Annotated in this window: 8 protein-coding genes; 6 read left to right on the forward strand and 2 right to left on the reverse strand. The window is 46.8% G+C overall.

Annotation, left to right across the window (positions count from 1 at the left end):
- Positions 1-293 precede the first annotated feature (293 nt).
- The 6 genes from UNH61_RS02455 (at position 294) to UNH61_RS02480 (ending at position 9,760) form a co-directional block, all read left to right on the forward strand.
- A complete protein-coding gene (locus tag UNH61_RS02455; RefSeq protein ID WP_326990523.1) occupies positions 294-2,081 on the forward strand; it encodes a hypothetical protein in 1,788 nt (595 codons plus the stop codon).
- 87 nt (positions 2,082-2,168) lie between these two features.
- Positions 2,169-4,013, forward strand: a complete 1,845-nt coding sequence (locus tag UNH61_RS02460; protein WP_326990524.1) for a hypothetical protein — start codon at positions 2,169-2,171, stop codon at positions 4,011-4,013.
- A gap of 26 nt (positions 4,014-4,039) precedes the next feature.
- Entirely contained in the window at positions 4,040-5,605 is a 1,566-nt protein-coding gene (locus UNH61_RS02465; protein ID WP_326990525.1) for a T9SS type A sorting domain-containing protein, read from the forward strand.
- 114 nt (positions 5,606-5,719) lie between these two features.
- Entirely contained in the window at positions 5,720-6,406 is a 687-nt protein-coding gene (cmk, locus tag UNH61_RS02470) for a (d)CMP kinase (protein WP_326990526.1), read from the forward strand.
- Positions 6,407-6,986: 580 nt separating this feature from the next.
- Positions 6,987-8,939 carry a tetratricopeptide repeat protein gene (locus UNH61_RS02475; RefSeq protein ID WP_326990527.1) on the forward strand — a complete coding sequence of 651 codons (1,953 nt, stop codon included), beginning with the start codon at positions 6,987-6,989 and terminating at the stop codon, positions 8,937-8,939.
- A 56-nt stretch (positions 8,940-8,995) separates the two neighbouring features.
- Positions 8,996-9,760, forward strand: a complete 765-nt coding sequence (locus UNH61_RS02480) for a LytTR family DNA-binding domain-containing protein (protein ID WP_326990528.1) — start codon at positions 8,996-8,998, stop codon at positions 9,758-9,760.
- Between the two features lie 256 nt (positions 9,761-10,016).
- On the opposite strand, the gene UNH61_RS02485 is transcribed toward UNH61_RS02480, so the two are convergent.
- A complete protein-coding gene (locus UNH61_RS02485) occupies positions 10,017-11,240 on the reverse strand; it encodes a 4-hydroxy-3-methylbut-2-enyl diphosphate reductase (RefSeq protein WP_326990529.1) in 1,224 nt (407 codons plus the stop codon).
- A 14-nt stretch (positions 11,241-11,254) separates the two neighbouring features.
- Positions 11,255-12,133 (reverse strand): rhomboid family intramembrane serine protease, encoded by an 879-nt coding sequence (locus UNH61_RS02490; protein WP_326990530.1) that lies wholly within the window; start codon positions 12,131-12,133, stop codon positions 11,255-11,257.
- Positions 12,134-12,322: the final 189 nt, after the last annotated feature.

The following is a 12,322-nucleotide window of genomic DNA, read 5'->3' on the forward strand; positions in this document are numbered from 1 at the left end:
AAAACGATTGCATTCTCACCTGGTGGTCATGAGTAAACTATTCTAGTGTTTAAAAAATGGTATGATCATGTCATTTTTAAAAGGCAGGAATATTTCAATTTTGTGGCATGTGCTAAATGTGGTTTATATAAAATATTATTTTATATAGATAAACATCTTAATAAAATATATTCTGTATATCATTTCCGGAGACGTTGCTTTACTATATACCCTGACGATTTCACTTTTGGTCTTATTCAAATTTAACCTGGTAATTTAATACCAGAGATATGTAACTATTTATCCCTTTGTCTATGAGAAAATCTCTACGTATTGTAGCGCGCTTTATCTTATTGGCCGGTATCGGCTTGATTGCCGCTCAGGCAAATGCCCAGCTGAAAGTGGGTTCTAATCCAACTAACATTCAGAAGTCTGCTATCCTCGAACTGGAAAGCAAAAAACAGGGGTTACTATTGCCTCGCCTCGATGATTTTAACGCCATCAACGGCCTTGGCGTAACTATCCCCGATGGAATGATGGTGTATAAAAACCAGGCCGCTGATGGAGCTGCGGGTTTGTATATCCGCCGCGCCGGCGCCTGGATACTGATTGCCAGCGCCTCTGATGCCGCCAATAATTGGTCGCTCAGCGGTAACAACGGCAAAGCAGGCGATTTCCTCGGAACGAAAGACAACTTTCCGGTTGAACTCAGGACCAATAACCTGCCCCGCCTGACCATTACCGCTGCCGGTAATCTGCAGGCCGGATCCAACGTGGTGCCCGTTGCCGCTAATACAGAACTGAATGTACTCGTGCTGGCAACTGATGGTACTATCTCCCAGAGAAAACTCGATGCCAACGCTTTCGGGAAAGTGGTAAGCACCCTGAATGGACTCGATGGCTCCGTAACCCTCAATCTGACTGGCGACGCAGCCACCACGGCAATTACCAACACTACGGATGTAACAAATCCGGCGAATAAAAAGCTGAATGTTACAGTGCCGATAATGAGCACTACTACACAGCAATATGGTTTCCTGAGCCAGGCCGACTGGAGCCGCCTGCAGGCAACGCAGAAACAAATCGTAGTTGATGCTTTCGCCACGGCCAGCGCACCAAACGGTCTTACGATCGATAACACCGGTACTCAGGCCAAACTGCAGCTGCACCCCGCGGATGACGTAAATCCAGGTGGCGTTTCAACTACCGCCCAAACCTTCGGAGGTGATAAAACCTTCAAAGGCAAGATCATCGGCACCGGCGGCCTCGATGTATCAAACGGCGCTACCATCGCCAGCGGGCTGACAGTATCTACCGGCGATGCGAACTTCAAAGGCAACACCATTACTGAACTGAACAGCACTGTTAACGGAAAGATCTTTGCCAAGGGCCTCGCTGCCAGCACTACTGATAAAACTGTGCTGATACAGGTACCGGTTACTGGTGAAATTATGACCCGCACGCTGACAGATGCAGCGTTCACCGGCGCCATCACCAAAATCAATAGTCTCACCGGGCCGGAAGTTAAGCTGCTGACAGGCAATGCGGGCAACGACTTCAACATCGTTACAGATGGAACCAAAACTGTTAACGAAATAACACTGAATATTCCCAACGCTGCAGTATCTGTCCAGAGAGGGCTTGTAACCAATACCGCGCAAAGCTTTGCCGGTGTGAAGAAATTCGGCGATTCCCTGTACACCGCTAAGGCACTGCATGTGGGCGATTCTTCCAATGCCGCTAATTCAACATTGCAGGTAGGCTCCGCCGGTTCTGGTACGGTATCTATGCCTATCCTCACTGTCAACGATGCTAACGCTTCCACCGTTTCTCTGGACGATGCATATACAGTGCTGGTAAAATCCAACAACCCGATAAATCTCTCCCTGCCTAAGGCCGATAAAAGAGAAGGCCGGATCATCACCATCAAAAAGATCCCTGTAAACGTTGCTACAGACGATAACCTGGATAACGCAGTCTCTATCGGTGTAGTGGCTGGCGATAATATCGAGGGAGGAAATGCTTATAAGATCACTAACGACTGGACTTTTATCACCGTGCAATCAGACGGTAAATCCGGTTGGTATATCATCAAGAAATAATCGGCTGAAGATATCGGGAACGGTGATAAGTCTATCACCGCTCCTGGTATTTATCGGCTATCGGTGATCTTTTAAAGCTGAAAATGTATGAAGTTGCAATCCTGGAAAGCAGGAGCTGTCCTTGCTGTATGTTGTATTTTCGCTGGCAGGTTAACCGCTCAGCAGCTTAAACTGGGTAAAAGTCCTACCCAATTGGATAAAAATGCGCTCCTTGAACTGAATAGTGAAAAACAAGGCTTCCTGTTACCCCGTGTACTGAAATCGCAGTTACTGGCAGGTGGTACCCTGGAAACTGCACAGGACGGGATGTTTGTGTTTGTCAGAGATGAAGCCTGCCTGTACCTGAAAAAAAATGGTGTATGGGTGAAAGTGGCAGACTATGGTTCCGGCGCTGCATTGAACAACTGGCTGCTTTCCGGTAATACCGGCGCTACCGGTTCATTCCTGGGTAATATCGACGATGTGCCCATGGTGATTAAGTCTAAAAACCTTTCCTATCTTGAATTCGGCAGGCGCGACCTGCTGGGACTGACAGATAACTATCCCGACTATACGAATAAAGACCAGAAGGTAACTTATCTCCGGTCCGCACTCCAGTTCGAAGCCCCGGGCGCCAGCTTTTATAAGCCCATGTTCTTCGTGGATGCCAACGGCAACTTCAGGATGAAAGGCAGCTCCGCCGGTACGGATCTCTTTGAATTTGGTGCCACCGGCACCAATAACAACGGTGGTTTTGATTTCATCATAGGAGATGATGGAAATGAACCAATCATCTTTAAATCGTACACCTTTAACGCTACGCCCAATATTGCAGAGATGATGAGAATACAGAGTGGCAAAGTAGGGATAGGGCTAACCGGTATGCCCGCCAGAACATTCCATGTCAACGGGGATATGCGCCTCGTTGGAAGCGCAGGCACGCCTACCGGCATGCTGGGCCGTGATGCCAATGGAGATGTTGGAAATGTGGGTATTGATGCTACACTGAAAATGACTGCCGGCGTACTATCCGCCAACAGTACCACAGCGCTCTGGAATGCTTCGCAGATACAGGGCATGAACGTAGCCACTACCACTCCCGGTGATGGCCAGGTACTGAAATGGAATGTTGCTTCTTCCTCTTTCCTGCCGGCCGATGATATCACCGGGGGTACTTCATATGGTACGCTAACCAGCAGTGATATCAAGGGCGCTATTTCCACGGATCCTATGTACAGGCTGAGGATATGGAAAGGTAATGGCGAGAAAGTAACCAACGGGCCGGATACCGGCCCCACCGGCGCTGCTGCATGGAGCGTACTGTCGTTTCAGAATACAGCAGGCGCTGACTATACCACACAGATGTACTTCGACAAAAATACGCTGGCGCTAAAGGAATGGTCGGGCGGCCCCACTTTAACGGATAACGGAAATCCCTGGTATAAAGTAGTAACTACACCTGGTTCTCTCAACTTCACAGATGGAGGCCTGATCTATGCCTCGAAGTCAATTGATGCTACTTCCGAAGTAAACCAGGATGCTGCTAACCTGTTCTGGGACAAGGGTTCGAAAGATCTGGGTATCCGGACTAATAGCCCCAACTCGGCATTGCAGGTGAATGGCTCGTTTAGTTTGCCGGTGAATTATGTACCTGTTTCAGGTACCGGCGGTGGAACGATCACTTTTAATCTGAATGCTAATATGTATTCAGCAGTGGTGAGGAGAACGAGTAGCAACTCCAAATCCGTCAATGTTACGCTGCCGGCCGAAACAAACATGGTAGGAAGGATCTATATTATCAGAAAGCTTTCCAGTACGTTTGGAGCCCCCACTGTCACGCTCTCTGCCAGCGGAGGTTATACGATTGATAGTAACGCTTCCATCACTATCACCAATTACGCAATGGTACAATGCCTGAGCACAACCGAATGGGTTACGCTTGTTGCCAACTAAAACTACCATACCGGTCAACACCAAATATGAGGAGATTTATCACATCCATATTATTCAGCTGTAGCTGCTTTGTCGCAGCCGCCCAGCAGGGCGTATATATACCTGCAGGCGCTACGGTATGGGTCTCCGGTAATACTACCGTTGGCATCTTCTCCGATATTACCAACTATGGCATACTCGGATCAAATCCCAACAGCACCTTGTATTTTCTCAGCCAGCTATGGACTAACGGAAACGGATCTACGCTACCTGATGAAAGCGCAGATGGTATCTCCGGCACCGGCGGTACTTTTCTTTTCAATGGCACTACCCGTCAGAAAGTATTTGGCGGCTACAGCCTCATTACCAAAACAGGTACTTCATTTCCCAATCTCCAGGTGAATAACCCTCAGGGCCTGCTGCTCGACGATTTGAGCGATCTGAAGGTCCGCAATAATCTTCATTTTGCCAGTGGCCATGTGTATCTCAATGGCTGGAACCTTCAGGTGGGCGAACAAACGCCCGGTACTATCACTGGTTACAACGACCGCCGTTTCGTGGTTACGGGAAAAGATGCTGCCGGTGGTGCTCTGTTCAGAGCCGGTATCAATAATGCTGCCGGCAAGGTGGTGTTTCCTGTTGGTACTGCCGATGACAGCTATGCACCTGCAGCAGTACTCATTACCGGTGCCAGGGATATGATCGGCGCCCGTGTATACGACAGCGTATTCAGTGCGGCAGGTGGGGGTGCTGCTTACCAGGACAGCTTTGTGAATAAAACCTGGAATATTCGCCGGGTCGACAACAGCGGGGGAGAAGTGGATGTGATCCTGCAACATATGGATACCCATGAAATGCCCGCCTATGCAGGCTCGCGCGATAGCAGTTTCATCTCCCGTTTTGTGAGCGGCGTATGGGATCAGCTGCCTTTTATTCCCAATAAACCATTGCCCGGCACTTTGTCTACCACAACGCTGACGGAGCCTGCTACCATGCACTTGCGGCATTTCAGTGAACTGGGCAGTAATGAATATTTCACGAAAACAACCCTGGCCTCCAACGCCAAACCCGCCATGTTCCTCAGTTTTGAGGCATTCAGGGTATTGCCTGCAATGGTGCAGTTGAACTGGACTACCAGCCGTGAAGTGAACAATGCCCGGTTCGAAATAGAACGCCGCTATGAACAGGAAACACAATTTACAAAGATAGACGCGGTACCTACTAAAGCACCCAATGGCAACAGTAATGTGCCACTGGATTACGCCCGGATGGACCTGAATAATAACGATGACTGGACCTACTATCGCATTAAGGCGATAGGTAGAAACGGCAAAGTGGCCTACTCTGAAATCCGTGCCGTTCCGCCGTTCGTACAGATCAAGGTGTACCCGAACCCTAACAATGGAAACTTCAAAGTGAGCATCCGGGGCATAAGGGGCGAAATGCTGCTGCAATTACACGATACCTGGAGCCAGGTAATGCGCCGGTACCAGGTAATGAAAGATATAGATGTGAATATCAGTAACTTACCGTCAGGTACTTATTTCCTCGTACTCTATCATAAAGAAACCATGAAAGTGGCTTATACCTGCAAAGTGATAGTTGTCAACTAACTGTCAGTCTCCCGGAATTCGGGAGACTGCCTCCTTTTAGTTTTGCTTTTCTCGAAGAATTGCCTCAATTTTGTATCGTTCTTCCCTATAATTGAATTCATTAAAAAGATAGTTTTGAAAAAAATAATCATCACGATAGATGGCTATTCCTCATGTGGTAAAAGCACCCTGGCTAAGCAATTGGCCAAAAAGCTGAATTATACCTATATCGACAGTGGGGCCATGTATCGTGCTATTACGCTTTATTTTATTCAAAACCGTATCGATTGGCTCTCTCCCGAAGCCGTAGTAGCTGCGTTGAAGGACATCCATCTCGACTTTATCCCCAACAGCCTGACAGGGCTTTGCGAAATGTACCTGAATGAAGAGAATGTGGAACACCTGATCCGCGAAATGATTGTGGCGGAGAAGGTAAGCGAGGTAGCAGCTGTGAAAGAAGTGCGCGACTTCGCGGTGGCACAGCAAAAGAAAATGGGTACCCGTAAAGGCATTGTCATGGATGGCCGCGACATAGGTACCGTTGTATTCCCCCATGCTGAGCTGAAAATCTTTATGACAGCCGATATCGCTATTCGTGTGCAGCGCCGTTTTAAAGAGCTTTATGAAAAGAACAGGAACATTACTCTGGAAGAAGTGAAAGAAAACCTTGAATTAAGAGATTATATAGACGCTAACCGCGAAATCAGCCCATTGCGGAAAGCGGAAGACGCTATTATCCTGGATAACAGCTATTTAAACCTCGATGAGCAACTGCAGTTAGCGATGCAGTGGGTGGAAGACGCTATTATGGCCCATTCCTGACAAAATATTTTTTCTTTTGTTAAAACAGTTTTATACATTTGTAATGTGGCCCTGTTGCCATAAACCCGATAATTTTTCCCACATCCTCCGAAATTTCCAGCATTATTTAATTGGTATGCCTTAAGCACTTGTTTGCTGAATGGCTGTGCATTATAACCAACCTTATCCTCCCTGAGAAAATCTGCTTAGGTATTTTTTGTTTGGACAGAAGTCGTGCTGTTGTTAGGTGTGTCCGGTTCTGAATAAGACAGGTATTGTGTTCAGAGAAGGTGCGGTGTCTTTTATCATGCCATGGAAGAAAGGTTTTATCCTAGCTATATCCACAATGATCCTTTGCTATTAACCGATATTAAATACGGTAATAAAATATAAACTCATGCTGATGCGGTGTTCACCTGCTGCCGCCAGATATTAAAGATTAATGTGGGGTGGCATGCAATGCCATGACTATCCCATATTTTCAGTAGGTGTATTCGGTTAATAGGAAGAAGGGGCGAATTCTTTCGCCCTTTCGCTTTTTTTGAAACCGTCCTTTTATCGTAATTCTTTTTTAACTTGTGTAGTCACACAGTCCCTGCCAATGTCTATTAAAGGTGTATGTCTTTTGTGCTGGCTCCTGCTATGGTCCGGTTTAAGGGTGGCAGCCCAGGATTCCCTGCGTATATACCAGTTACTGGATTCTATCCGTCAGTTACCATCTGATACGGCAAAGGTGTCGCTGTTACTGAAAAATGGCAGAAGTATGAGCCGTTTCTTTGATGCCCGGAAGGTCGAAAATCCTTTCTGGCTGGAAGGTCTGGCAGTATCGCAACATCTCCGGTATTTTAAAGGGGCATCCCTATGCTACAATGAAATGGGCTCCAGTAAGCGGAATAAGTCGTTGTATATTGTTGCGGAAGATTACCACGAAAAAGCCCTCAAAGCAGCAGAGGAAGCCAGAGATACGTCGCTGATCATTTTGTCGCTGAACAATGCGGGTGTCGACTGCCGCCGGCAGGATAAACTGCAGAAGGGATTCGATTACCATATGAAAGCCCTGCTGCTGGCGGAGGATGTTAATGATGTCAGGAATATTTGCATCGCTACCAACAGCATTGGGAATATTCAGCTGTCCACAGAAAAGTATGCCGATGCCATCACGCATTTCAACCGCGCCCTCGCCCTGGAAGAACAGAGTCACAACGATCTCGGCGTTGCCATCAATCTCGGTAACCTCGGTTATGCCTACCAGGGACTGCATAAGCTGGATCTTGCCATCTCCTTCTATAAACGCTCGCTGGCCGTGAACCAGAAGTTGGACAATCCTACGGGCATGGCTATATGCTATAATGCGCTCGGGGCTGCATACAAGGAAAAGAAAGACTATGCTACCGCAATGGACTATCTGAAGAAAGCCCTGGAAGTGAACGATAAAGTGGAAGATAAAGTGCATGTGGCAGAAAGCTATCTGAATATCGGCAAGCTGCTGGGCGCAGAAGGAAAGCATGACGAAGCCCGGAAATATATGATGCAGTCGGTAGATGTCAGTACATTCTGGGGATTCAAATCTATGCTCATGGACGCATATAAAGCCCTGGCAGAAGATTTTAAAGAGAGTGGCGATTTCAGGAAATCGTTGGAAGCAACAGATAAATCGTTGTTGTATAAAGACAGTATACTTGACGAAAAGTCGGCGCTGGCGCTGGCGCAGATGCATACCATTTACGAGGTCGACCGAAAGGATAACCAGATCCGTTCCCTGGAACATGAGAAAATGCTGACGCAGTTGCGTACCAAGCGGAATGTAGTGATTACTTTCTTTCTGGCAGCATTTCTCCTGATGGCCGTTGTGGGAGGTTTTTTCTATATCCGCCATCGCAATCTGGCGACTAATAAGCAAACATTACAGCTGGAGCTCCGGTCGCTCCGCTCACAGATGAATCCTCATTTCATCTTCAATTCACTCAGCTCCATTCATCGTTATATCTGGAGTAATAATCAGGAAGAAGCGTCAGATTACCTGACTAAATTTTCCCGGCTCATGCGCCTGATTCTCGACAATACGCAACATACCTTTGTAACATTGAATAAGGAACTGGAATCGCTGAAGTTATACCTGGATCTGGAATCTTTACGCTGTAATGGTATATTTGACTACCGTTTTTGCCTGGACCCGGGAATCAACGATGAAGAAGTACTGATTCCTCCTATGATATTGCAACCATACGTGGAAAACGCTATCTGGCATGGACTGGTACATAAAAATCCCGATGAGAAAGGTCTGTTGGAGATAGAGATCCTGTTGAAGAACCGCAGCCTGATATGTACAGTTACTGACAACGGCATTGGCCGGAAAAAAGCAATGGAGATCAAAGACAAGAAAGGCCGGGTACATAATTCCGTTGGTATGAAGATGACGGAGGGCCGGATAGATCTTATCCGGAAGATTAATAATAAAGAAGCTACCGTAACGATCACAGATCTGGAAGATGAAAATGGGCAGGCCACCGGTACCCGGGTAACAATCGTATTGCCGGCAGAGTTTATATTTTAGCATTTAAATCGTAAAAACAGCCAAAGCTAACCGCTGAAAGTCAAAAGCTACTTTGTATGAGCGAAATCAAAGCTATCATCGTGGATGATGAGCAACACTGTATCGATGCCCTGTACACCATGCTGCAAAAGAAATGCCCTGGAGTACAGGTAGTGGGGTGGGCTAAAAGTGTAAAGGAAGCAAAAGAGATCGTGGATGAATTACAGCCCGACCTCGTATTCCTGGATGTGGAAATGCCTTATCAGAACGGGTTTGAGCTACTCAAACTTTTCGATAAGGTGTATTTCGATGTTATTTTTACAACTGCATATGAACAATATGCCCTGAAGGCAATCAAATTCAATGCCTTGGATTACCTGCTGAAACCCTTTAGTGTAAAGGAATTACAGGAAGCATTGGATAAGTGCAGGGAAAGAAAAACCCAACGGCCGAAAGAGCAGGGCGCAACGCCGATGGAGGTTTTTCTGCAGAATATGAAAACACTCCAGCAGGTACACAAAAAAATTGCGCTGCCTACTATCAATGGCCTGGTGTTTATGCCGGTGCAGAATATTGTGCGATGTGAATCTACCGGAAATTATACCCGTATATTTTTTACAGATAAGAAAAACCTGATGGTTTCCCGTCCACTGAAGGAGTTTGAAGAACTACTTTCTGATGTCGACTTCTTTCGGGTACACAATTCCCACCTCATCAATATGCAGCAGATGCAATCGTATATCCAGGGAGAAGGCGGCTTTGCACTGATGAGCGACGGCACCCAGGTGGAGGTTTCACGGCGGCGGAAAGCAGAATTCCTGAAGAAGGCGATGCAGTTCTAAATAGTGATTTACAGGGATTTCGACTACCAACGACTCCGATTTTTTTCTATTTTATGCCAGTTATGATTAATTCTCTACCATCTAATAAATGGCTATTGCAGTCGTATCAGAGATAACATAGATTTGGGTACGATTTCAATATAAACGCAATATAAAGATTTTATACTCTGCATTACTAGCGTGATTAGCCCCAAAGAAAAAAGACACCTTAGTGGTGTCTTTTTTGATTATCGTGTTGTTAAGTATATTCTTACACTTAATTGTTTTCTGCCATTTCATCTGCTTTATACTCCAGATCGTAAAACGACAGCAGTTTACGGATTACGCCTTCAACGAGGGCATCCGGACAGGAAGCGCCACTGGTCAGCAGAATGGTCACCTGTTCCTTTGATGGCAGGAAACGCTGACTGTTGATCTCTTCTTTATGATGGAAGTCCCAGTGATTGATGGCATTGGTAGAAATAATATGTTCGGGAGATGAGATAAAATAAGTGGGCAGTTTTTCTTCACAAAGCTCTACCAGGTGTGAGGTATTGGAGCTGTTGTAGCCACCAACCACGATCGCCAGATCGGCCGGCTGTTCAAGCATCCCAATAACGGCAGACTGGTTGTCGTTTGTCGCGTAGCAGAGGGTATCGCGGGTGTCGGCAAATCGTTCACCAATAGTAGCGGCGGTGAGTCCGAAGGTATCAATCATTACCTGGCGGATATAGTCCGCAATGGCCTGGGTTTCCGTGGCCAGCATAGTGGTTTGGTTCACCACGCCCACACGCTGCAGGTCTTTCTCCGGATCGAAACCTTCAGAGTATTGTCCTTTGAATAGTTCGTAGAAAGTAGCTGCCGGTTGTTGGCCGGTAATGAATCCTGCCAGCAATTCAGCCTCATGTATATCTTTTACAACCACAGTAGGAGTACCGGACTGGCTGTGGGAGAAGGTGGCCCGGGTTTCTTCGTGTTTGGGTTTTCCGTGCACGATTACCGTATAGTGCTTCTTCCCGATTTGTTCGGCCTTGTTCCAGACTCTTTCTACAAATGGGCAGGTGGTATTATATTTCAGTGGTTCAATCCCGAGGGAGGCAAGCTGCTGTTCTGTTTCCAGGGTGGTACCAAAAGCAGGGATGATCACGATATCATCCGTCATGAGTGCTGACCAGGGTACCAGTTGCCTGCCGGCTGTATCCATGATGAACTGAACGCCTCTGTCGAGCAGATCGTTGTTCACGTGAGGATTATGGATCATTTCACTTAAAAGGAATATTCTTTTGCCGGGATTTTCGTCTACCGTTTTGAAAGCTATTTCGATGGCGTTTTCCACTCCGTAACAGAAGCCGAAATGCCGGGCAAGTAATATTTTCAGCGGGCCGAAATTGAGTTCAGTTGGCGTGAAGTCTTTTTTCATGCGGTCCTGCTCTTTACGCCTGTTTTTAATAGCGCTGATGAGCGGACTGCGGTAAATCACCGGTACATTAAATGTTTTCATGAGGGCAAAATTAATTAGTTTTCTTTGCTCACCTTGTCTAACCAGGCTTTTTCTTCTGCACTCAGGCTATTATAGCCCTTTTCATTGATTTTGTCGAGCAGTTGGTCTAACCTGGAAGGGTTGCTGTCGTCTGCTTTCTTTACCACTTTCAGTGGCGACTTTTTGGGTTTAAACTTACGGTTGCTTTGTTTGGGCCGGCGCCAGTTGGAGGCATCAAACAACCATATCAGCGGTTGGCAGAGGTCGGTGCCTGCCTGTAGGGTGCGTACATAGAGAAATCCCAGTAAGACCCCGCCCAGATGGGAAACAATGCCACCTATATTACCATCGGGGATGGAAATAAGCCCCAGTACAATCAACGCTATTGCCAGCCATTTCAGCTTTACGCCGCCGATGAACAACAGCCCGATCTCATAATTGGGCATCAGGGTAGCTGCCGCCATCAGGATACACATGATGGAGGCGGAGGCGCCCACCATCGTAGAACCGGCATATCCCGGGAAAATAACCCCGCATAGCAGGTATAACAGCCCTCCGGCAATACCTCCCAGCAAATACAGGGGAAGTACCCTTTTATTGCCCAGGAAATCCCGGAAAAGGTTACCGAACCAGTAAAGGTTGATCATGTTGTATAATACATGAAACACCGCTACGTGCGTGAACATGTAGGTGATCAGCCCCCAGGGCTTCAATATAAAAGCGGCTGGCGGCATGTGCATGGCCAGCTGGTCGTACGTCCAGATAAAAGGAGCGGGTTGCTTGGTCAGAAATGCGATGAGGCGCAGGATATTCAACCCCAGGAAGACAACTATATTCCAGAAAAGCAAATGATTTACTGTGTTTCCTTGCCTGAGCCAGTAGCGAATATCCGATTGAAATGAGGTCCCGTTCATATACACAAATTAATATAAAATTACGAATTAGGAATTACGAATTGCGAATGAAGAACACACAAAATTTTCTTTAGGGCAATAACCTGTAATACCATAGCAGCCCACCATTCACCGGTAAACCGGTAATCTTTAACAGCCCTGTTTCGGAGAAGGGTTTATGATAAAGGAGAAGACAGACAAAAAGGGGGG

It is taken from the genome of Chitinophaga sp. 180180018-3, from assembly GCF_037893185.1.
GTDB lineage: Bacteria > Bacteroidota > Bacteroidia > Chitinophagales > Chitinophagaceae > Chitinophaga.